The 20,828-nt window shown below is 69.1% G+C and carries 19 protein-coding genes and 1 pseudogene; 12 read left to right on the forward strand and 8 right to left on the reverse strand.

The window, feature by feature from the left end:
• Window positions 1-337: 337 nt before the first annotated feature.
• Complete coding sequence (locus ABY44_RS02320; protein ID WP_027791571.1) at window positions 338-2,137, forward strand: methyl-accepting chemotaxis protein; 1,800 nt, start codon at window positions 338-340, stop codon at window positions 2,135-2,137.
• Between the two features lie 58 nt (window positions 2,138-2,195).
• Here ABY44_RS02320 and ABY44_RS02325 read toward each other — a convergent pair whose 3' ends face one another.
• Together ABY44_RS02325 and ABY44_RS02330 are read right to left on the reverse strand one after the other, a co-directional pair.
• A complete protein-coding gene (locus ABY44_RS02325; RefSeq protein WP_060171245.1) occupies window positions 2,196-3,233 on the reverse strand; it encodes a sigma-54 interaction domain-containing protein in 1,038 nt (345 codons plus the stop codon).
• A 134-nt stretch (window positions 3,234-3,367) separates the two neighbouring features.
• A complete protein-coding gene (locus tag ABY44_RS02330) occupies window positions 3,368-3,568 on the reverse strand; it encodes a hypothetical protein (RefSeq protein ID WP_155637847.1) in 201 nt (66 codons plus the stop codon).
• Between the two features lie 46 nt (window positions 3,569-3,614).
• On the opposite strand from ABY44_RS02330, the gene ABY44_RS02335 reads away from it, so the two are divergent.
• The 4 genes and pseudogenes from ABY44_RS02335 to ABY44_RS02350 all read left to right on the forward strand — a co-directional run bounded on the left by ABY44_RS02335 (window position 3,615) and on the right by ABY44_RS02350 (window position 7,048).
• Window positions 3,615-5,606 (forward strand): PAS domain-containing hybrid sensor histidine kinase/response regulator, encoded by a 1,992-nt coding sequence (locus ABY44_RS02335; protein WP_060170941.1) that lies wholly within the window; start codon window positions 3,615-3,617, stop codon window positions 5,604-5,606.
• Between the two features lie 15 nt (window positions 5,607-5,621).
• Window positions 5,622-5,752, forward strand: a pseudogene (locus ABY44_RS02340) (BON domain-containing protein); the annotation flags it as partial.
• Window positions 5,753-5,841: 89 nt separating this feature from the next.
• Window positions 5,842-6,387, forward strand: a complete 546-nt coding sequence (locus ABY44_RS02345; RefSeq protein ID WP_060170939.1) for a hypothetical protein — start codon at window positions 5,842-5,844, stop codon at window positions 6,385-6,387.
• 49 nt (window positions 6,388-6,436) lie between these two features.
• On the forward strand, window positions 6,437-7,048 hold the full coding sequence (locus ABY44_RS02350; protein WP_060170937.1) for a DUF4142 domain-containing protein: 612 nt from the start codon (window positions 6,437-6,439) through the stop codon (window positions 7,046-7,048).
• Between the two features lie 12 nt (window positions 7,049-7,060).
• Here the strand turns inward: ABY44_RS02350 and ABY44_RS02355 are convergent, their stop codons facing one another.
• The 3 genes from ABY44_RS02355 to ABY44_RS02365 all read right to left on the reverse strand — a co-directional run bounded on the left by ABY44_RS02355 (window position 7,061) and on the right by ABY44_RS02365 (window position 8,648).
• The gene (locus ABY44_RS02355) at window positions 7,061-7,558 is read right to left on the reverse strand and encodes a PRC-barrel domain-containing protein (protein ID WP_060170935.1); all 498 of its coding nucleotides are present in this window, start codon (window positions 7,556-7,558) and stop codon (window positions 7,061-7,063) included.
• Window positions 7,559-7,615: 57 nt separating this feature from the next.
• Window positions 7,616-8,047, reverse strand: a complete 432-nt coding sequence (locus tag ABY44_RS02360; RefSeq protein WP_027791577.1) for a CBS domain-containing protein — start codon at window positions 8,045-8,047, stop codon at window positions 7,616-7,618.
• Between the two features lie 352 nt (window positions 8,048-8,399).
• Window positions 8,400-8,648 (reverse strand): hypothetical protein, encoded by a 249-nt coding sequence (locus ABY44_RS02365; protein ID WP_021162008.1) that lies wholly within the window; start codon window positions 8,646-8,648, stop codon window positions 8,400-8,402.
• Window positions 8,649-8,788: 140 nt separating this feature from the next.
• On the opposite strand from ABY44_RS02365, the gene ABY44_RS02370 reads away from it, so the two are divergent.
• The 5 genes from ABY44_RS02370 (at window position 8,789) to ABY44_RS02390 (ending at window position 14,880) form a co-directional block, all read left to right on the forward strand.
• Window positions 8,789-9,088 (forward strand): hypothetical protein, encoded by a 300-nt coding sequence (locus tag ABY44_RS02370; RefSeq protein WP_060170932.1) that lies wholly within the window; start codon window positions 8,789-8,791, stop codon window positions 9,086-9,088.
• Window positions 9,089-9,394: 306 nt separating this feature from the next.
• On the forward strand, window positions 9,395-9,706 hold the full coding sequence (locus tag ABY44_RS02375) for a hypothetical protein (protein WP_060085522.1): 312 nt from the start codon (window positions 9,395-9,397) through the stop codon (window positions 9,704-9,706).
• A gap of 203 nt (window positions 9,707-9,909) precedes the next feature.
• A complete protein-coding gene (locus ABY44_RS02380; RefSeq protein ID WP_021162747.1) occupies window positions 9,910-10,791 on the forward strand; it encodes a MipA/OmpV family protein in 882 nt (293 codons plus the stop codon).
• A 97-nt stretch (window positions 10,792-10,888) separates the two neighbouring features.
• Window positions 10,889-12,583, forward strand: a complete 1,695-nt coding sequence (locus ABY44_RS02385) for a VRR-NUC domain-containing protein (protein ID WP_060170930.1) — start codon at window positions 10,889-10,891, stop codon at window positions 12,581-12,583.
• Window positions 12,580-14,880, forward strand: coding sequence for an ATP-dependent DNA helicase (locus ABY44_RS02390; RefSeq protein ID WP_060170927.1), 2,301 nt, complete (start codon window positions 12,580-12,582; stop codon window positions 14,878-14,880). Before ABY44_RS02385 ends, ABY44_RS02390 begins: the two co-directional genes overlap by 4 nt.
• A gap of 21 nt (window positions 14,881-14,901) precedes the next feature.
• Here the strand turns inward: ABY44_RS02390 and ABY44_RS02395 are convergent, their stop codons facing one another.
• Window positions 14,902-15,672: an IclR family transcriptional regulator domain-containing protein gene (locus ABY44_RS02395; RefSeq protein ID WP_021162744.1), complete on the reverse strand. Its 771-nt coding sequence runs from the start codon at window positions 15,670-15,672 to the stop codon at window positions 14,902-14,904.
• A gap of 172 nt (window positions 15,673-15,844) precedes the next feature.
• On the opposite strand from ABY44_RS02395, the gene ABY44_RS02400 reads away from it, so the two are divergent.
• Window positions 15,845-16,456 carry a hypothetical protein gene (locus tag ABY44_RS02400; protein ID WP_059694860.1) on the forward strand — a complete coding sequence of 204 codons (612 nt, stop codon included), beginning with the start codon at window positions 15,845-15,847 and terminating at the stop codon, window positions 16,454-16,456.
• Window positions 16,457-16,552: 96 nt separating this feature from the next.
• Here the strand turns inward: ABY44_RS02400 and ABY44_RS02405 are convergent, their stop codons facing one another.
• Window positions 16,553-17,854 (reverse strand): UDP-N-acetylglucosamine 1-carboxyvinyltransferase, encoded by a 1,302-nt coding sequence (locus ABY44_RS02405; RefSeq protein WP_027791585.1) that lies wholly within the window; start codon window positions 17,852-17,854, stop codon window positions 16,553-16,555.
• A gap of 204 nt (window positions 17,855-18,058) precedes the next feature.
• A complete protein-coding gene (gene shiA / locus ABY44_RS02410) occupies window positions 18,059-19,366 on the reverse strand; it encodes a shikimate transporter (RefSeq protein WP_060170925.1) in 1,308 nt (435 codons plus the stop codon).
• A 355-nt stretch (window positions 19,367-19,721) separates the two neighbouring features.
• Between shiA and ABY44_RS02415 the strand changes: the two genes are divergently transcribed.
• A partial coding sequence (locus ABY44_RS02415) for a 4-hydroxyphenylpyruvate dioxygenase family protein (protein WP_431640805.1) occupies window positions 19,722-20,828 on the forward strand: 1,107 nt, incomplete at its 3' end.

Raw genomic sequence — 20,828 nt, forward strand, 5'->3', positions numbered from 1 at the left:
TGATGACGCGGGCGCGGCGCGATCCGTCGCCGCGCCACGGCCGGGTTCCAATCGACACGCATGCTCCGTCGACCGGGAACCGGCCTGTCTCGACCTCCTTTTCGACTCATCCTGCCCAAGCGCGCAGGTACCGTCGTCGCGTCCCGGCAGCGTGCGCGCGCGTCGCAGGACCGCGCAGCCATCCTGACGATTCGCCGACGATCCGCTGACGATCGGCATTGCGTTTTGTCAGACGTTTCACTGAATTGTCACAGTGGCCTCAAGTAAGCGGCGCGATTGCCGTTTACCCGGTGAATTCGTCCACCGGGCGTTCGCGCTCCCTTACCGAGTCGTTGCCATGTTCTCGTCCATCCGCGCCCGCATTCTCGCCGCGTGCGTCGCCATCGTCGTATTCGCGCTCGTCGCCACCACGCTCATCAACTACTTCATCGCGCGCTCGTACAACGACGACGCAATCGACCGCAACCTGACCTCCGTCGCAAGCGGACACGTGGTCGGGATCGCCGACTGGGTCGCCACCCGGAGCCGGATGATCGCGTCGCTGCAGGATGCCGCGCTGACGCCCGATCCGCTGCCGGTGTTCAAGCAGATGGCCACGGCCGGCGGCTTCACGAACGTCTACGCGGGCTACGCAGACAAGGCGTTCCACTTCTCCGACCCGACCGGCATCCCGCCCGACTACGATCCGACCGGCCGCCCGTGGTACAAGCAGGCCGCGCAGGCCGGCAAGCCGGTCGTCACGCCGCCTTACGTCGATGCCGGCACGGGCAACCTCGTCGTCACGTTCGCGGTGCCGATCCTGCGCGACGGTACGCTGAAGGGCGTCGTCGCCGCCGACGTCGCAATGGACACCGTGATCGCGAACGTGAAGTCGATCCACCCGACGCCCGCAAGCTTCGGGATGTTGATCGACAGCAGCGGCCATGTGGTCGCGCACCCGGACCCGAAGCTCACGCTGAAGCCGGTCGCCGACGTGTCGCCCGAACTCGGCGCGACGAACGGCGCGACGATCGCGGCCGCGACCGCGCCGGTCGAGGTGAGCGTCGGCGGCGACGCGAAGCTGGTGCGCGCGCGCCCCGTGCCGGGCACCGACTGGTACGCGCTGGTGCTGCTCGACAAGTACGAGGCGACGGCCGGGATGCGCTCGCTGCTGACCGCTTCGCTGATCACGCTGCTCGTGATCGTCGGCGTCGCGTCGCTGATCATCGGCGCGATCACCGCGACCGCGTTCCGCCGCCTGTCGCAAGTGCGCCAGGCCATGGCCGCGATCGGCTCGGGTGCCGGCGACCTGACGCAGCGCCTGCCGGCCGACGGCCGTGACGAAGTGGCCGACATCGCACGCTCGTTCAACAGCTTCGTCGACAAGCTGAACGACGTGATGCGCGAGATCCGCGATGCGAGCGAATCGGTGCGCACGGCCGCGAACGAGATCGCGGCGGGCAACCAGGACCTGTCGTCGCGCACGGAATCGGCGGCGGCGAGCCTCGAGGAAACGGCCGCATCGATGGAAGAGATCACCGCGACCGTCGGCCAGTCGGCGGCGGCGGCCGGCCAGGCCGACGAACGCGCGGCAGCCGCGTCGCGGATCGCGTCGCACGGAGGTGTGGTCGTGTCGGACGTCGTCGCGACGATGGAGAAGATCGAGGAAGCGTCGGGCCGGATCGGCGACATCATCGGCGTGATCGACGGGATCGCGTTCCAGACCAACATCCTCGCGCTGAATGCGGCCGTCGAAGCGGCGCGCGCGGGCGAGCAGGGCCGCGGCTTCGCGGTGGTCGCCCAGGAAGTGCGCAGCCTCGCGCAGCGCAGCGCGCAGGCCGCGCGCGAAGTGAAGGTACTGGTCGAATCGACGGTCGCGAGCGTGTCGGCCGGGTCCGGGCAGGTGCGTCAGGCCGGCGATACGATGCGCGAGATCGTCTCCAACGTGTCGAACGTGACGACGATCATCTCCGAGATCACGCACGCGGCGAACGAGCAGACGCGCGGCATCCAGGAAGTGAATCGCGCCGTGACGCAGCTCGACGAAATGGTGCAGCAGAACGCGGCGCTCGTCGAACAGTCGACCGCCGCCGCGACCGCACTGCAGTCGCAGGCGAACGCGCTCGCGACCACGGTCGGGCGGTTCAAGGTCGCGTAATCCTGTTGCGCACCGCGCAACCGCGGCATGCGGTGCGCGGGCGACACGGCCGCGCCGCTCAGGAGCGGCCGTTGTCGCGCATCAGCGCGAGCCGGTTGTAGAGCGTTTTCAGGCTGATGCCGAGCGCTTTAGCGGCGCGCGGCTTGTTGCCGTCGAAGTGGCGCAGCGTCGCCGCGATGAAGCGCTGCTGCGCATGGTGCAACGTCGCGCCGAGCGGCAGCGCCATCGTGTCCTCCGACAGACGCTCGGGCGGCACCGCCGGCTTCGGCAGCGTGACGTCGATGCCTTCGTCCGACAGGATGTACGCGCGCTCGATCGTGTTGTGCAGCTCGCGGACGTTGCCGGGCCACGAATACGCGCGCAGTGCCGCGATCGCCGCGTCGGTCAGCCGCTTGTGCGCGCGGTGCCGCGCGTTGAGCGCGTCGACGAACTCCAGCGCGATCGTCTCGATGTCGCTGTCGCGCTGGCGCAGCGGCGGCACGTACAGCGCGAACGCGGCGAGGCGATAGAACAGGTCCTCGCGCAGCCGGCCGTCGCGCACGGCTTCGGCCGGGTTGTGGCGCGTGGCCGACACGATGCGCACGTCGAGCGGAATCGGCTCGGTGCCGCCCACCCGGACGATCGCATTCGATTCGAGCGCCCGCAGCAGCTTCACCTGCAGCGACGCGGGCATTTCCGCGATCTCGTCGAGCAGCAGCGTGCCGCCGCGCGCGGCTTCGAAGAAACCTTCCCGCTGCGCGATCGCGCCGGTAAAGCTGCCCTTCTCGTGCCCGAACAATTGCGATTCCGCGATATCGGGCGGAATCGCGCCGCAGTTCACGGGCACGAACGGGCCGTCGCGCCGGGCACTGAGATCGTGCAGCCGGCGCGCGACGATATCCTTGCCGACCCCGCTTTCGCCGGCAATCATCACGCTGGCGCGGGTCGGTGCAATTTTTTCGATGCGGCCGAGCAGCGTGCGCATCGCGGACGAACGGCCCGACAAACGGCGGGCGTCTGCACGCTGCTTCGAACGGTTTGCGGTATCTCCCATCGGCATTAGCGGGTCGTTTTGAAAATCGGCATCACCCGTTCCGTTGATTGCAATATTTATCATCGACAGCGAAACGACCACGAAGGTGCCGCGGAATAGAAATATCCAATGTGCGTGGCGGGGGCGGAAGAAACAGGCCATCGATTCACGGCACGAATCGCGGCACTTCAGAGGTCCAGGCGCGCATCGGTGCTTTTTTACAGCGCGCCGATGAAAAAGACGGTCGCGATGTTTTGCGTCGATGCGTACCCCGATACCGGCCGGCGCCCGACCGGCCGCGGCCTTCGGAGCAGCCCGGCAGGCTGGCGCCGGCCGGCCGCCTGAAGCACGCAGCGGGCATGTCGCTTGCGGGTGCCATCAGGCTCGCCCGGCACGCTCGACGGCAGGCTGGTCGACAAGCGGCATGACGCCGTGCGACGGGAGCCGGCGCGAGGCAAGGATGCAATGAGGACCCTGACCCGTGAGCTGTTACGGCAGGGTGCATGGGTCGTGCTGGCCGTCGGGCTGGCGTCCGCGCTGCAGGCGTGGACGGTTCGCGTCGTCGGCGGGCACGCGCCATTTGCGCCGCTGCCTTTCTATGCAGGCGTTGCGGCCGTCGCATGGCTGGCGTCGTTCGGCGGCGGCCTGGTCGCGGCCGCCGCGAGTGTGGCCGTGATCTGCGCGCTCTGGTGGCGCAACGCGCCGCTGGCCACGCTGCTCGAGCAGGCCGGCGCGTTCGTCGCGATCAGCTTCGTCGAGTGCGTGCTCGTGATGGCCGTGAAGCCGCTGCTCGCGAGCGATCGTCTCCGCGAATTCCATGACGATGGCGACGCCGCTGCCCGCGAGCCGCATGGCGAGCCTTCGCCGGCCGCGCGCGTGCCCGTACCCGACGACGGCCTGCTGCGCCGGGTGGTCGACGCGTCGCCCGACGCGATCGTCGGCGTCGATACCGCACACCGGATCACGAGCTGGAACCCGGCGGCGCGACGGATCTTCGGCATCGATGCGGCGCAGGCCGCCGGGCTCGACGTCGCCGAGCTGATCGCGCCGCGCTGGTTGCGGCGGCATCCGCTGTCCGGATCGTTCGCGACGCTACGTGCGCCGGTCGGTCCGTTCGACGTGCTGTGCGTGCGGCGCGACGGCGGCCGCTTTCGTGCGACTTTCGCCGCGTCGCCGATCGTCGATGCGCGGGGCGACTGCACGGGGCTGTCGATGACGCTGCGCGACGCGCACGAACGGCGCCGCGGCGAACGGCGCAACATGCGCTCGCTGCGCGGCGCGCGCGACGCACGCGCACAGGCGGATGCGTCGAACCGGCTGAAGGACGAACTGCTGGCCACGGTGTCGCACGAACTGCGCACGCCGCTGAACGTGATCTACGGCTGGGTCGAGGTACTGCGCAACGTCGACGGCGACGGGCTCGCGCAACAGGCGGTCGACGCGATCGACCGCAGCGCGCGGTCGCTGTCGCACATGGTGGCCGACCTGCTCGACGCGTCGTCGCTCGCGACGGGCCGATTGCGCCTCGAGCGCGTGCCGGTCGATCTCGTGCGGATCGTGCGCGATGCCATGCGGGAACTCGACGCGACGGCGCAGGCGAACGGGCTCGACCTCTCGACGAAATACGAAATGGCGACCTGCGTGATTCCGGCGGATCGCGAGCGCGTGCGCCAGATCCTGTCGAACCTGCTGTCGAACGCGATCAAGTTCACGCCGTCCGGCGGCCGCGTCGTCGTGTCGCTGACCCGGGCGGGCGAGCGTGTGCGGCTGTCGGTCGCCGACACGGGGCAGGGTATTGCGCCGGAATACCTGCCGCACCTGTTCGAGACATTCAGCCGGCCCGAACGCGCATTCGCATCGCCGAGGCGCGGCCTCGGGCTCGGCCTGTCGATCGTGCGCAACATCGCGCAACTGCACGGCGGCGAAGTCGTCGCGACGAGCGCGGGCACCGGGCGCGGGACGACCGTCACGGTCACGCTGCCGACCCGGTGGGATGTCGACGATCCGGCCGAGGACCTGCTGCACGCGGCGGGCACGCCGGATACGGTGGCGCTCGACGGCCGGCGCGTGCTCGTCGTCGACGACGACGCGACCTCGCGCGCGAGCCTCGCCGCGGCACTCGAAACAATGGGCGCACAGGTGTCGACCGCGCAATCGGGGCACGACGCACTCGAAGTGGTGGAACAGGATGCGCCGAACGTCGTGCTGTCGGATCTCGCGATGGCCGACGGCGACGGTTTCTGGCTGCTCGACCGCATCCGTCATTTGCCGGGCGGCAGCGGACATCTGCCCGTCGTCGCGGTCACGGCGCACGCCGGCAACGCCGACCGGCACCGCGTGATGGCCGCCGGCTTCGACGCGTATCTGTGCAAGCCGGTGGACATGCCGACGCTGGCGAGCGTGATCGCCGATGTCGCGCCGGATGCCGGGCACGATCGGAACCCGCATGACCGGTAGCGCCAGGTAGCCGGGGCATCCGGCGATATCGACGTGCAGGTTCGCCATCGCGTGGCCGAACTGACGGGCAGCGTACCCGACGAACTGCAGCGCACGACGTCGACGGCGTGAGCGGCGTGTTCGACAGGCGGCAGATCCGCCGGAAGCAACGTGAGGCACCGGCAAAGCACCGGGCCGGTCGCGCGCCGCGTGCGCGCGGCCCGGTCCGGTACTTTACCGGGCAGGAGGGATCGACATGGACACCATCATTGCCGGCCGTTTTTCGACGCTCGAGCAGGCGCAACATTGCGCGGAGCAACTGCGCGGCCACCTCGTGCATCGGGACGACGTGAAAGTCTTCTTTCTCAATCCGCCCGGGCAGCACGCGCTGTTCTGGCTCGGCGGCGACGCGTATGCGGATTCCGCCGCGCGGCCGGGCGGGAAGGGCGCGCTGGCGGGTGTGGCGATCGGGGCGACTGCCGGGCTGGCCGGAGCCGCGCTGCTCTACGTGGGCGGATTCCATTCGCCGCATGCATGGGTCGGCGTGCCGCTGGTCGGTGGTTACGTCGGCGCGTTGTGCGGCGCGCTCGGCAAGATGCGCGGCGATGCGCCGGAGGGCCGCGGCGCGCTGCAGCAGTGCGAGAACGGTGTCGTGCTCGCCGCGCATGTGACGCGACGCACGAGGGTGTTCGCCGAGCGGACGATGCTCGCCGCCGGCGCGCTGTCGGTGGAGCGAACCGAGGGGGCGTGGCGGCACGGCGCGTGGACCGATTTCTTCACGTCGTCCCGGCGCCCGGCGTGACGGGAGCCCGCGCGACCGGCCCGTGCCGTCGCGACATACGGAGGTCGGGATGAAAGCGAACCGAGCCCGCCGGCCGGCGGCGACCGTGCTGGCCGCGACCGTCGGCCTGCTGGCCGCCGCGTTTCCGCCGGCCCAGGCGTCGCCCGCTTCGTCGACGCAGGTCGGGCCCGGTGTGATCCGCCCCGGCACGACGGCCGACGAGGCTGGCATGACGCAGCGGCCGACCGGTATCGATGCCGAGTTCGTCGACAAGGCCGGCATGATCGGCAAGGTGGAGCGGCAGGCCAGCCAGCTCGCGCTCGACCGCTCGTCGAACCCGGACGTGAAGGCGTTCGCGCGCCGGATGGTCGACGATCACCGACGGATCGCCGGCGAATTGCAGCAACTCGGGGCGGCCAAGGGCCTGCCGGTGCAGTCGCGGATGCTCGTCGATCCGGCCGTCACGGCATTGAGAACCAGGGAGGGGCGTGCGTTCGACACGGCCTATGTCGCGCTGGCGGGCCCGCGCGCGCTTGAAGCGGCGATCCGGCTCTACGAAGCAGAGGCACGGAACGGCCGCGATCCGCAGCTTCGCGCGTTCGCGGCCAACACGCTGCCGATGCTCAACGCGCATCTGGCAGCCGCCCGGCAACTCGAGCGGACGGTGGCGGCCGCGCACTGACCGACGATCGCGTTACCGCTTGCCGCCTTCCGGACCTTCCGGCGACGCCTCGTACGGCGGCGAGTCGAGCGCCGTTTCGCCTTCCTCGATGAGCCAGTACGGCGAACTGCCGTAGTACGCATGCAGCGCCTCGGCCCAGTCCGGATCGGCCATTGCCGGCCAGCGATTCCTGTCGAAGCCGGGGGCTTCGCGCACCCGTTCGGTGGCCACGGGCAGCACGAAGCATTGGCGCTCGACGTCGAGCACGAGTACGTTCCACGGCACCGCGAGCAGCTTGTCGCCGATCCCCGGCCGGCCGCGTGACGAAACGACCGCATACGCGACGCGGCCGGAACGCACGTCGAGCATGATGTCGTCGACCTGGCCGATGTCGTCGCCGTCCATCGTCAGCACGCGATCGCCTTCGAGCGTGCGGGCGGCCATCACGTCGGGCCCCGGCCCGCCGCCGGTCGTGCGGCGGTCGTCGCCGACGATGCGCGTGGCGTCGCGTGACGGTCTGTCGGTTGTCATCGAACACCTCCTGGTCGAAGCGGCACCCGGGCGGGTCGCCGATATGAACGGCGCCGGTCAGCGCCGGCGCGGCAGCGACACGTCCTCGAGCGTATTGGCCAGTTCGTCGCGCTCGGGGCCGCCCGCGCGCGTCGCGATGTCGCCGAGCGACACCATGCCGACCAGCCGCCGGTGACGGTCGAGTACCGGCAATCGATGCAGCTGCACGTCGGCCATCCGCTGCTGGACGTCGCCGACACCGTCGTCCTCGACGCACCATTGCACGGGCCTCGACGCAACCGCCTGCACCGGCGTATCGAACGAATGGCCGTGCGACAGCCCGCGCACTGCAAGGTCGCGGTCGGTCACGATCGCGACGAGTTCGTCGCCGTCGCAAACGGGCAGTACGCCGATATCGAAGCGCCGCATCAGCTCGGCCGCGTGGCGAATCGTGTCGGTCGGCGCGACGCACACCACGTCGCGCGACATGATCTCGGTGACGCGATACATGAAGCCTCCTTCGTGAGCGGGACGATGTGCAAGCAGACGGCGTGCCGCGCGCGTGACACACACGCCGGGGCACACGCCGGGCCTCGACGGCCGTGCGACGGAGAAATTTGCCAGCCCGCTTGTACATCTTCCACGGCGCAAGCCGCGAACGGGGCCGTACAGGGTGTCAGTGGCCGATGCCCGTCATCGCGACGATCACGAGCACCACTGCGCTTTCGATTGCCGCCAGCGCCGCGACGCCGGCGGCGCCGCTGATTTCATGCCATCTGCGTTCAAGGCGTTTCATCAGATCAACTCCGGATTGCTCCGGCCTGCCGCTGCACCGCCGCGCAGCGCGAGCCGGGTGCCGCCGTCAGCCGTGATCGCGGGGCGGGGAAGGAACGTGCGGCGCGCGGCGTTCGTGCTCGCCGGACGGCCTGGCAGGGTCGATACGGGTCGCGCCGCCAACGGCGGGCGGGTCGCTGGCCGGAAACGTCTCCTCGAGTCCCTCGTCGATGCGCTCCTCCGTCTTGTCTTTCGACGGCGGGCGCGACGTGGCGAGCCAGAGCAGTCCGGCAGCCGGTGGCACGGCGTGGTGGCGGCCGGGGGCGTGAACGGTCATGGTCGAACCTCCTTGATGGCGATTGAAGGCGCAAGCGCCGTGCCCGTCATGCTTCGGCGGCACGGCGCTTGCGCGCCGGGGGCGGGGACGGGGTGCGGCCACGAGGCACGCGCCGTCGGCGGGAACGAGAGGACAACGTGATGGATGCATCCAGGGAAAGGATACGTTACGACGCGAACGTGTGCGGCGGCGATTTCGGTCACGTGCGCGAGTGCTTCGACACGTGGAAACGCGAATCGCTGGTCTACCGGCCCGAGCGGCGCATGTTCGACGGCAAGGACGAGGTACGCGAACTGAACCGCACCGTCTACGACGGCCCGGAGCGCGCGCAGCGGGCGCTCGTCGAACAATGCGCGCCGTCCGACCCGTACGCGCTCGCGGTGCAGCTGACCGCGGAAGGACGCACGATGTGGCTGGTGATGGCGGCCTACGACGACTGAGCGAAGCCGCCGACGTTCGCCGTGCGACAGCAGGCATGCTGCTTGCGCGCTCGCCGCGCCATCGAAATGCGCACGCCGCCGCGCAGGAGCGACATGAATATGCCATCCATGCTGCACCGCCCCGAGCCGACGACTCCCGACGTCGACCCGGACCCGCCGCCGCCCGGACACGACGATCCGGTCGACCCGCCGGTGCCTGACGGGCTGCCGCAGGGCGACCCGCCGTCGAACCCGCCGCCGATGCGGATGCCGGGCGGAAGCGGTGCACCGCGACCGGCCGCGCGAACCTTGAAAAGGAGGACCGTCATGGACATTCACGTGCAATCGCCAGACAAGCGCGCGATCGCTCAGGTGCTGGGCCGCTATTTCGAATCGCGTTCGCTGCGCTATCACATCGAGGAACTGCCGGGCGGCGTGCTGCAGATCGGCTATCGCGCCAGCGGCCGCCCGGCTGCCGTCACCGTGTCGTTCGACGATGCCGCGTACGACACCTATACGCACTGGGATGCGAGCCAGAAGCAGCTGGCGCTCGGCCGGCTCGCCGACGGCTTCTCGCGGATGATGTCGTCACGCAGCCCGGCCGCGCTGGCCGGCGACTATCACGTCGAACGATTCTGATTCGTCCCTGCCACGCCGCTCGATCCCCACGCAGGGCAAAGTGCCCGCGCGCAGCGGGCGCTTTGCGTCTGCGTGCGCGTCGCGTAGGATGTCCGTTAATTCAGCACACGCTACGTTCGTGCCGCAGCCTGGCAGCCGCTGCGGCCGAAGAGGCGCGATGCGCTTTCCCTCAGGTTCGTTTCGCGCAACCGACGGAGACCACCTTGGCCACAGTTGCTCGCCTGTTGCTGTCACCCGGCGCACGCCGGTTCGTTTCCGGCCTGTCGGCGTGCGCGGCGCTTGCCGCGGCCGGCACCCGCGATGCGTCGGCCCAGACGCCTTCGCCGCTCGGCGAGTGGCAATACTCGGCGGGGGTGCCGCTCGAAAAACTGTTCGACCCGAACATTTCCACGTGGAATATCAGCGTGGGCGCTGCGATGACCCTGCAGCCGCGCTATGCGGGCTCCGACCGCTATCGCGTGATGGGCGGCCCGAACCTCGACATCCGCTATCGCGACCTGTTCTTCCTGTCGACGGGCGAGGGGCTCGGCGCGAACGTGCTGCGCGGGCCGAACTGGCGCGTGAGCCTGTCCGTCGGTTACGACCTCGGGCGCCGCTCGGCCGACGATATCCAGCACCTGAACGGCCTCGACAACATCAACGCGGCGCCGGTGATGAAACTGGCGGCCGATTACGTGATCTCGAAGGAGTTTCCGCTCGTGCTGCGCGCGGATATCCGGCGCAGCATCGGCGGCTCGAACGGCTGGGTCGGCGATTTCTCCGCGTACATGCCGCTGCCGGGCAGCAACGAGCATTTCTTCTGGTTCGCGGGGCCGACCGTGTCGTTCGCCGATTCGCGCTACATGAACAGCTGGTTCGGCGTGAACCAGGGGGCCGCCGCGCGTTCGGGGCTGCCGGCGTATTCGTCGGGGGCCGGGATCAAGTCGTACGGTGCGGGCGTGACCATGGCCTGGTTCGTGAACAAGCACTGGTTCATCACGATCGACGGCGCGATCGAGCAGCTCGTCGGCCGCGCCGCGCGCAGCCCGATCACGCAGCAGTCGACCAACGGCGTGTTCGACATGTCGGTGAATTACCAGTTCTGAGCGGGGCCGGGCAGCAAACGAGGCGATCGGGGCAGCGGCATTTCCCGTCACATTTGATATGATTCAGACCTGTACAAATGTACAGTGATCAATCCCCGTGACGCCTGCTTCGCCGACGCCCCCGGCGTTTTACTACCTGACCAATTTCGAACGCGCGCTGGCCTGGCTCGGCGCGCGTTACGACGACCTGTTCGATGCGCACGAGCACGCGTTCGTCCGGCAGTTCGCCGCGCTGCCGCAGGCGTCGCGCGCGCTGCTCGTCCGGATGCTGATGCGCAACGGCTCCGATTTCCGCGCGAGCAAGCTCGTGTACGACGAAATCGGCTGCGCGCTCGACGCGGCCGCGCCGCTCGTCGAACTCGGCTGGGTCGATCCGGCCCCCGCGCTGACGCTCGACGAACTGTTCGCGCTGTCGACCAAGGCCGATCTGCTGCGTATCTTCCCGGCACTCGCCGCGCATGCGGGCGAGCGCAAGCCCGAGTGGCTCGAACGGCTGCGGCCCGCGCACGACATCGCGCAACCGCTCGACGCGTGGTGCGCGCAGGCCGGCGACCGCGTGCTGCGCGTGACGGTCGGCGCGCTGTGCGACCGGCTGCGCCTGATGTTCTTCGGCAATCTCCACCAGGACTGGAGCGAATTCGTGCTCGCCGATCTCGGCGTGTTCCAGTACGAAAGCGTGCCGATCGCGCCGTCGTCGCGCGCGTTCCAGCAGCGCGGCGACGTCGACGCGTATCTCGCGCTGCAGACGTGCCGCGATGCGCTCGACGCGTGGCCCGACGATCTGCCGTTCGACGATCTGGTGCACGCGATCGACGCGGTCGGCTGCGCGCAGCCCTGGCTCGCGACGCGTCGCGCGAAGCTGCTGTTCGCACTCGGGCAGACGTGCGAGCGCCGGGCCGACTGGGCCGGCGCGCTCGACGCGTATGTGCGCAGCGCCTGGCCCGGCAGCCGCCATCGGCGCATCCGTGTGCTCGAACGCTGCGGGCGTGACGACGATGCGCTCGCGCTGGCGCTCGAGGCGTGCGGCGGTTTCGAGAGCGACGAGGAGCGCCAGCGTGTCGAGCGCATGCTGCCGCGCCTGCAGCGCCGGCTCGGCCGGCGCGTCGAACGCGCGGCCCCGGCGGCGGACGTGCCGCGCGAAACGCTCGTGCTCGCGCGCCCCGATGCATTCGTCAGTGTCGAATTCGCGGTGCGCGACCATCTCGCGCAACCGGCTGCGCCGGTCCATTACGTCGAAAACACGCTGATCAATTCGCTGTTCGGGCTGCTGTGCTGGGAACCCGTGTTCGCCGCGGTACCCGGCGCGTTCTTCCATCCGTTCCAGCGCGGCCCGGCCGACCTGCACGCGCCCGATTTCGCCGCGCGCCGTGCGGACGCATTCGCCGCGTGCTTCGCGCAACTCGATTCGGGCGCTTATCGCGAGACGATTCGCCGGCATTTCGCGACGAAAGCGGGGCTGCAATCTCCGTTCGTGTTCTGGGGCGTGCTGAGCGACGCACTGCTCGACGAGGCGCTTGCGTGCCTGCCGCCGGAGCATCTGCGGCTGTGGTTCACGCGCCTGCTCGCGGATGTCCGCAGCAACCGTTCGGGGCTGCCCGATCTCGTCCGCTTCTGGCCCGGCGAGCGCCGCTACGAACTCGTCGAGGTGAAAGGCCCCGGCGACCGCCTGCAGGACAACCAGACGCGCTGGCTCGCATACTGCGTCGCGCACGGCATTCCGGTGCGCGTGATCGATGTCGAGTGGGCCGGCGCGGACGTCGTGCCCGTCGAAGCGGCGGGCCTGTCCGCATGAGCTACGTCGTCGCGGTGCGGGCGATGTGCGAGTTCACCGCGCGGCGCGGCGATCTCGACCTGCGCTTCACGCCCGCGCCCACCGCGCTCGAAGGCATCGCCGGCCACGGCGCGGTCACGTCGAACCGCGGTGCTCGCTACGAAACCGAGATCGCGCTGACGGGCACGTGGGGCACGCTCACCGTGCGCGGCCGCGCGGACGGCTACGATCCGGCGGCGAACCGCCTCGAGGAAATCAAGACCTTCCGCGGCAGCCTCGACGCGATGCCCGCCAACCACCGCGCACTGCACTGGGCGCAGGCGAAGGTCTACGCGCACCTGATGTGCGACGCGCGCGGCCTCCCGGAAATCGATGTCGCGCTCGTCTATTTCGACATCGTGTCCGAGCGCGAGACGGTGCTGACGCAAACGCTGGGGGCTGCAGAGCTCGCGGCGTTCTTCGCCGAGCAGTGCGCGTGCTTCGTCGGCTGGGCCGAACGCGAGACGGCGCACCGCGCGGCGCGTGACGCGGCGCTGCGCGCGCTCGCGTTTCCGCACGGGCAGTTCCGCAGCGGCCAGCGCGAGCTGGCAGTGGCCGTCTATCGCGCGGCCCGCGACGATCGTTGCCTGATGGCGCAGGCGCCGACCGGCATCGGCAAGACGCTCGGCACCGTGTTTCCGCTGCTGAAGGCCTGCGGCGAGGGCGAGCTCGACCACGTGTACTTCCTGACCGCGAAAACGCCCGGCCGCGCGCTCGCGCTCGAAGCGGCGGCGACGCTCGGCGCCGGCACGCCCGCGCTGCCGCTGCGCGTGCTGGAACTCGTTGCGCGCGACAAGGCGTGCGAGCATCCCGACAGTGCGTGCCACGGCGAGTCGTGCCCGCTCGCGAAGGGTTTCTACGACCGGCTGCCGGCCGCGCGCGACGCGGCGATCGAGGCCGGGCTGCTCGACCGCGACACCGTGCGCGCGGCCGCGCTCGCGCACGACGTCTGCCCGTATTACCTGTCGCAGGAGCTCGCGCGCTGGTCCGACATGGTGATCGGCGACTACAACTACTACTACGACGGCAGCGCGATGCTGCACACGCTCGCGCAGCAGAACCAGTGGCGCGTCGGCGTGCTCGTCGACGAAGCGCACAACCTGCTCGATCGTGCGCGCAAGATGTACAGCGCATCGCTCGATCCGTTCGCATTCGCGGCCGCGCGCGAGTCCGCACCCGCCGCGCTGCGCAAGGCCTTCGACCGGCTCGCCCGCGCGTGGGGCACGGTCAACCGCGCGCAGGCCGAGCGTTATGCCGCGTATCCGGAGATACCGGGCCCGATCGTGTCGGCGTTGCAGAACCTCGTCGCGGCGGTCGGCGAGCACCTGGCCGACGCACCGCGCGCGAACGGCGACGTGCTGCTGCGGTTTCATTTCGAGGCGATCCAGTTCGGCGTGCTCGCCGAAGCGTTCGACAGTGCGTCGATCTTCGACGCGACGCTGCACGGCGAACCGATGCCGCGCCAGCCGGCGCTCGACGGCGTTGCGTCGGCCGGCCGCCGGCGCCGCGTCCAGTCGACGCTGTGCGTGCGCAACGTGATTCCGGCCGGCTTTCTCTCACCGCGCTACGAAGCCGCGTGCGCGACCGTGCTTTTCTCGGGCACGCTGAGTCCGTTTCATTTCTACCGCGACACGCTCGGGTTGCCCGGCGACACGGGCTGGCTCGACGTCGACGGGCCGTTCCGCGCCGAGCAGCTGACGGTGCGCGTCGCGAGCCACGTGTCGACCCGCTGGCGCGACCGCGACCGGTCGCTCGAACCGATCGTGGACCTGATCGCCGCGCAATACGCGACGCGGCCCGGCAACTACCTCGGGTTCCTGAGCAGCTTCGACTATCTGGGGCGCGTGGTCGCGCTGATGCAGGCACGGCACCCGGACGTGCCCGTCTGGGCGCAGGCGCCCGGCATGACGGAAGGCGAGCGCGACGCGTTTCTCGCGCGCTTCGACGCGGGCGGGCGCGGCGTCGGCTTCGCGGTGCTGGGCGGAGCGTTCTCGGAAGGCGTGGACCTGGTCGGCGAGCGGCTGATCGGCGCGTTCATCGCGACGCTCGGGCTGCCGCAGGTCAACGACGTCAACGAGCAGATGCGGCGTGCGATGGACGCACGCTTCGGCAACGGCTACGACTACATGTACCTGTATCCGGGCTTGCAGAAGGTCGTGCAGGCGGCCGGGCGCGTGATTCGCACCGAGCACGACGAAGGCGTCGTGCATCTGATCGACGACCGTTACCGGCGGCGGGAGGTGCGCGATCTGCTGCCGCGGTGGTGGCGGATCAAGTGACGGGGGCGCTCCGACGCGTCGCTACAGCACGTTGAGCATCGCGAGCGCGGCTTCCTGCAGGTGCGGCAGGACGCGCCGCACGGCCGCATCGGTCGTCTCCGCGCCGATCGGCATGTTCGTGCTCAGCGCGGCGACCACTTCGCCGTGACGGTTCTTCAGCGGCACCGCGATGCCGCGCACGCCGACCTGCAATTGCTGTTCGATCGCCGCGAAACCGGCGTCGCGTGCCTGGTCGACCTGTTCGAGCAGGCGCGCCTTGTTGGTGACCGTGTGCGGCGTGAACGGCGGCAGTTCGGTGTCGTCGAGCCACGCGCGCACGGCTTCGCGATCGGGATGATGGGCGAGCAGCACGACGCCCGGCGACGTGAGCGGCGCCGGCACGCGCGCGCCGAGCACGAAGCCGGTCGTCATCACGCGCGACACGCCGTTGCGCGCGATGAACACGAGCTCCCAGCCGTCGAGCACGCTCACGTACGCCGATTCGTTCAGCGACGCGCTCAGTTGCTGCAGATAGGGCTGGACCGTGCGCGGCAGGCGCGCCGAATCGAAGTACGACCAGCCGACCCGCAGCACGCGCGGCGTGAGGCCGTACAGCTTGCCGTCGGTGTACACATAGCCGAGCGATTCGAGCGTCAGCAGGTAGCGCCGCGCGGCCGTGCGCGTGAGGCCGGTGCGCGCGGCGGCCTGGGTGGGTGTCATGCGCGCGTGCTGGCTGTCGAATGCCTCGAGGATCGCCAGGCCTTTTTCGAGGCCGGCAATCCAGTCGCGTCGGTCGAGTTCGGGCTTTTTCATCGTCGGAAGGTGGCGTCCCGGTGCGCGGCAATCGCGCATGCGTGGGCGATTATCGCGCAAATCGGATCTGCCGCGATGTATCGCCGGGCTTGCATGAGCCGGCGCTGGGTGCGTGCCCCGAGCCCGGAACATGCCCGTCGTTTAGAATCGGCGCCTCAACTGGACCACAACAATGAAAATTCGCGAATCCGTGTTGGCCGTGCTCGTCGCGGCCGTGCCGCTGCTTGCCGCGGCGAATCCTTCGTCCGGTACGTCGCTCCCGAAGCCGGCCGTCGACGTGCGTGCCTGGCCGCGCATGACGTCGCCGAAGTTCGGCTGCTACGTCGAATCGACCTTCGGCTACCGTGACAAGCGCTTCAATTGCGCATTGAAGAAGTACCGGAATACCGGCGATGCGTGCGGGAACACGAAGGCCTACTACGAAGGCCCGGTGTTCCCCGACCGGCTCGCGGCCAGCGTGCATCCGCTCGCGACGAAGGTCGAACTGGACTGGGAGCACGGCGACCTGCAGATGGTCACCGTCACGCTCAAGGGAACCTGGAACGAAGCGGACGTGCGCAAGGCGTTCGGGCTGCCGCGCGCGGAAGCGCGCAAGCTGACCGACGCGGAGTTGCGTTCGGCGCCGGGCAACCTGATGGACACGAGTGTCCAGTATCCGTCGTCTCCGATCGACGAAAGCCTGGCGAAACGCCCGAGCAGCCCGGCGCGCGGGACGACCGCCGTGATGCTCTACGGGTTCGACCACATGGGCGCCGGCGATGCCGATTGCGGGGGCGGCGAGTAACGGGGGGAGGGACGGGAGAAGGCGGCTGACACAGCCGCCGACCGGGTGCGGGTGGCGGTACGGCGCTCGTGTGGCGTGCGCCGTACCTTCAGGGTCTTACTCGCTGCTCGTCCATTCGACGTTCGCGCCGACCGAGCGCAGGTTCTCGACGAAATGCGGATGCGCGCGGCGGATCGGCAGCGCGTTCATGATTTCCGAGCGGCCTTCGATGCTCGCGGCCACCATCAGCAGCGCGATCGCGACGCGGATGATGTACGGGCTCTCGACGCGGGCCGGCGTCAGCTGCAGCCCGCCGAACGTGATCAGCCGGTGCGGATCGGACAGCAGCACGTGCGCGCCGAACTTCGACAGTTCGCCGGACCAGCCGAGCGCACCGTCGTAGACCTTGTTCCAGAACATCGCGCTGCCTTCCGCGCGCACGCCGAGCGCGATGAAGATCGGCAGCAGGTCGACCGGCAGGTACGGCCACGGCGCGGCTTCGACCTTGGTGAGGATGTTCTGCGTGAACGGCCGGCGCACGCGCAGCGGGCCGTCGCGTTCCGCGCGCGACCAGCCGTCGCGGTGCGTGACGTTGACGCCGAACTTCGCGAACGTGCGGTCGATCAGCGGGAAGTGTTCGGGCGACGAGTTGCGTACCGTGATGTCGCCGCCCGTGATCGCGCCGAGCGCGAGGAACGTCGCGATTTCATGGAAATCCTCGGCGAAGCGGAACTCGCCGCCGCCGAGCTTGCGGCCGCCCGTCACGCAGAGCCGCGACGTGCCGATCCCCTCGATCGCGACGCCGATCATCGCCAGGAACTGGCAGAACTCCTGCACGTGCGGCTCGGACGCGGCATTCATCAGCGTCGACGTGCCGTTCGCGGTCGTCGCGCACAGCGCGAAGTTTTCGGTGGTCGTCACCGACGCGTAGTCGAGCCAGTGATCGTTGGCCGTCAGCGGGCCGTCGGTGCGGACGATCAGCGAATCGGGCGTGCGCTCGATGTGCGCGCCGAAGCGCTCGAACACCTCGACGTGCGGATCGATCTCGCGCACGCCGAGCGTGCAGCCCTTCACGTCGTTCTCGAGGCGCGCGACGCCGAAGCGCGCGAGCAGCGGCGGGATCAGCATGATCGACGAGCGCATCGCTTCCGGCAGCCGATGGACGGCCGGATCGAATTTCGTGTCGCGATGGTGGAGTTCGAGCAGGCCCGTCGTGAAGTCGACCGACACGTCGCTGCCGAGCGTGCGGAAGATGTCGAGGATCTTGCGCACGTCGGTGATGTCCGGCACGCCGATGAGGCGCAACGGCTGGTCGGTCAACAGGGTGGCGCACAGGATCGGCAGGACGGCGTTCTTGTTCGCGGACGGCTTGATGTCCCCGCGCAGCGGAGTGCCGCCGTGGACGATGAGATTCGACATGATATGGGGGCGTATCGGTGACTGACGTAGGCCCATATGATGCCATTGGTCGGCGGGCGGCGTGGAATGTTCAGAGGGGAAAAGGGGGAATCGGCGCGTATAACTGACAGTGTTTGACGTCGCGCGCGACGCAGCGAGGCCGTTGGCAGTCGCCGTCGAGCGATGCGTGATGGCCGGCCACGGTTGGGGCCGGCCATCGGGTCGTTACTGCGCCGCCCGCATCCGCGCGGCGACGATCAGCGAGATCAGGCAGCCCACCGCGAGATAACCGGCGACGAGGTGCCACGAGCCGCCTGCCACGCTGACGAGGCCGACCGCGATGAACGGCGTGAACCCGCCGCCGACCACGCTCGCGAACTGGTAGCCGACGCCCGCGCCGCTATAGCGGTATTCGGCGCCGAACAGCTCGGTGAACAGCGGCTGCTGGACACTCACGACCATGTCGTGCGCGGCGTTCGCGAGCAGGATCGAGAAGATCACGATCCACGCGATCGACCGCGCCTCCAGCGCGAGGAAGAACGGCACCGCGGACGCGACGCCGATCAGCGCGCCGATCAGGTAGATGCGGCGCAGGCCGTAGCGGTCGGCCAGCCACGCGAAACACGGGATCGTCACGCAGCTCACCGCCCCCACCAGCAGGCCGATGTTCAGGAACAGGTCGCGCGACATGCCGAGGTTCGTCGTCGAATAGCTGAGCGCGAACGCGGTGACGATGTACATCGTGAACAGCTCGGCGAGCCGCAGCGCAATGATCAGCAGGAACGCCTTCGGATGGCGCGTCAGCGCCTCCAGCACCGGCAGGCGCAGCTTGCGGTTGCCGTGTTCGACCTTCTCGACGAACTCCTGCGATTCGTCCATGTTCTTGCGCACCCACAGCCCGATCAGCACGAGCACGATGCTGAACACGAACGGCAGGCGCCAGCCCCACGACTTGAACGCGGCCTCGCCGAGCGTGTGGCTCAGGATCGACACGATGCCCGTGGCCAGCACGAGGCCGACGCCGTAGCCGACCTGCACGCCGCTGCTGTAGAACGCCTTCTTTTGCTTCGGCGCGCTTTCGACGGCCATCAGCGCCGCGCCGCCCCATTCGCCGCCGACCGCGAAACCCTGGATCGCGCGCATCAGCACCAGCAGCACGGGTGCCCACCAGCCGATCGTCGAGAATGCCGGCAGCAGGCCGATCGCGACCGTCGACAGCCCCATCAGCATCACCGTCAGGACCAGCATCCGCTTGCGGCCGAGCCGGTCGCCGTAGTGGCCGAACACGACGCCGCCGAGCGGCCGGAACAGGAAACCGACACCGAAGGTCGCGAACGCCGCGAGCGTGCCCATCGTCGGGCTGACTTTCGGGAAGAACTCGGAGTTGAATACCAGCGCGGCGACGATCCCGTACAGCAGGAAGTCGTACCAGTCGACAACGGCGCCGACGAAGCTGCCGATCGCGGCCTTGCGGGCCTGGTTGCGTACGCGGGCGCTGGCGGCGGCGTCGAGGGTGTCGAAGGTTGGGGTCATGGCGGTGTCTCCTGGCACGGCGCATCGTGGAATCGTGGCGGCGCCGCGTCCGATGCTGCATTGAAGTCGATGAGTGAACGGAGAATAGGGCGCGCGCCGTACGGCGGCAATCGGCCAATCGGGCAGAGTGCGCGATTATCGTACAAGTCCGTGCGATTATCGAACGCTTTTCGGGTTTGCACTAGGCGGCGCGACGATATCCCGTTTGGTCAGGGTGTGCCGCCGTGAACGATCTGGTTAAAATCTGCAGCATTGAGAACTTGCCCGTTCGGGGCGGATGCGGTCGCCACGCTGGCCGCGTTTGCCGCCAGCGACGGGCGCCATCCCCATCGAACGCATGCCCCCGGAGACTGGAATGCCCGGCAATTCCCACCCCCTGTCCAGCGATACGCCGCCCGTTGCCGATCCGGCCGCCAATCCGCTCGGGATGGCCGGCCTCGAATTCGTCGAATTCGCGGCGCCGGTGCCCGAGGCGCTCGCGCAGCGCTTCGAGCAGCTCGGGTTCAAGGCGATCGCGCGGCATGTCAGCAAAAACGTCACGCTCTACCGGCAAGGTCAGATGCATTTCCTGATCAACGCCGAACCCGATTCGTTCGCCGCGCGCTACGCGGAGGAATACGGGATGGGTGTCTGCGCGATCGGGCTGCGCGTGGCCAGCGCCCGGCGCGCGTTCGAGCGGGCGATCGAGCTCGGTGCGTGGGCGTTCGAAGGCGAGAAGGTCGGCGTCGGCGAGCTGAAGATTCCCGCGATCCAGGGCATCGGCGATTCGCACCTCTATTTCGTCGACCGCTGGCGCGGGCGCGACGGCCAGCGGGGCGGCGTCGGCGACATCTCGATCTTCGACATCGATTTCCGGCCGATCGACATCGCGACCGCGCATACCGATCTCGATTGCGTGGGCGTCGGGCTGCAGCAGGTCGATCATTTCACGCAGACCGTCGGCGCGGGGCGTATGCGGGAGTGGCTGGATTTCTACCACGACCTGCTGCATTTTCGCGAGATCCACGAAATCGACGCGCACTGGCATGTGTCGGAGGAATCGCGTGTGATGGTGTCGCCGTGCGGCGCGGTGCGGATTCCGGTCTACGAGGAAGGCACGCGGCGCACCGAGCTGATGCACGCGTATCTGCCCGACCATCCGGGCGAGGGCGTGCAGCACGTCGCGCTGGCTACCGACGACATCCTGTCCTGCGTCGATGCGCTGCGGGCGAACGGCGTCGAATTCATCGAGCCGCCGGCCCGCTATTACGATGACGTCGACGCGCGGCTGCCCGGGCATGGTGTCGATCTCGACGCGCTGCGCCGTCGCGCGGTGCTGGTCGACGGCGAGATCGGCGGCGACGGCGTGCCGAGGCTGTTCTTCCAGACTTTCGTCAAGCGCCGGCCCGGCGAGATCTTCTTCGAAATCGTGCAGCGCAAGGGACACCACGGGTTCGGCGAAGGCAATCTCGCGGCGCTCGCC

The sequence above is a fragment of the Burkholderia sp. ZZQ-2 genome, from assembly GCF_050768715.1.
Lineage (GTDB): Bacteria > Pseudomonadota > Gammaproteobacteria > Burkholderiales > Burkholderiaceae > Burkholderia > Burkholderia cepacia.

Excerpts from the sequence above, each read along its gene's own strand:
- ABY44_RS02355 (WP_060170935.1), bottom strand. The coding sequence starts at position 7,558 with ATGACAACCGACAGACCGTCACGCGACGCCACGCGCATCGTCGGCGAC.
- ABY44_RS02320 (WP_027791571.1), top strand. The coding sequence starts at position 338 with ATGTTCTCGTCCATCCGCGCCCGCATTCTCGCCGCGTGCGTCGCCATC.
- ABY44_RS02405 (WP_027791585.1), bottom strand. The coding sequence starts at position 17,854 with ATGTCGAATCTCATCGTCCACGGCGGCACTCCGCTGCGCGGGGACATC.
- ABY44_RS02365 (WP_021162008.1), bottom strand. The coding sequence starts at position 8,648 with ATGACCGTTCACGCCCCCGGCCGCCACCACGCCGTGCCACCGGCTGCC.
- ABY44_RS02390 (WP_060170927.1), top strand. The coding sequence starts at position 12,580 with ATGAGCTACGTCGTCGCGGTGCGGGCGATGTGCGAGTTCACCGCGCGG.
- ABY44_RS02375 (WP_060085522.1), top strand. The coding sequence starts at position 9,395 with ATGGACATTCACGTGCAATCGCCAGACAAGCGCGCGATCGCTCAGGTG.
- ABY44_RS02360 (WP_027791577.1), bottom strand. The coding sequence starts at position 8,047 with ATGTATCGCGTCACCGAGATCATGTCGCGCGACGTGGTGTGCGTCGCG.
- ABY44_RS02370 (WP_060170932.1), top strand. The coding sequence starts at position 8,789 with ATGGATGCATCCAGGGAAAGGATACGTTACGACGCGAACGTGTGCGGC.
- shiA (WP_060170925.1), bottom strand. The coding sequence starts at position 19,366 with ATGACCCCAACCTTCGACACCCTCGACGCCGCCGCCAGCGCCCGCGTA.
- ABY44_RS02395 (WP_021162744.1), bottom strand. The coding sequence starts at position 15,672 with ATGAAAAAGCCCGAACTCGACCGACGCGACTGGATTGCCGGCCTCGAA.
- ABY44_RS02345 (WP_060170939.1), top strand. The coding sequence starts at position 5,842 with ATGGACACCATCATTGCCGGCCGTTTTTCGACGCTCGAGCAGGCGCAA.
- ABY44_RS02400 (WP_059694860.1), top strand. The coding sequence starts at position 15,845 with ATGAAAATTCGCGAATCCGTGTTGGCCGTGCTCGTCGCGGCCGTGCCG.
- ABY44_RS02325 (WP_060171245.1), bottom strand. The coding sequence starts at position 3,233 with ATGATAAATATTGCAATCAACGGAACGGGTGATGCCGATTTTCAAAAC.
- ABY44_RS02350 (WP_060170937.1), top strand. The coding sequence starts at position 6,437 with ATGAAAGCGAACCGAGCCCGCCGGCCGGCGGCGACCGTGCTGGCCGCG.
- ABY44_RS02335 (WP_060170941.1), top strand. The coding sequence starts at position 3,615 with ATGAGGACCCTGACCCGTGAGCTGTTACGGCAGGGTGCATGGGTCGTG.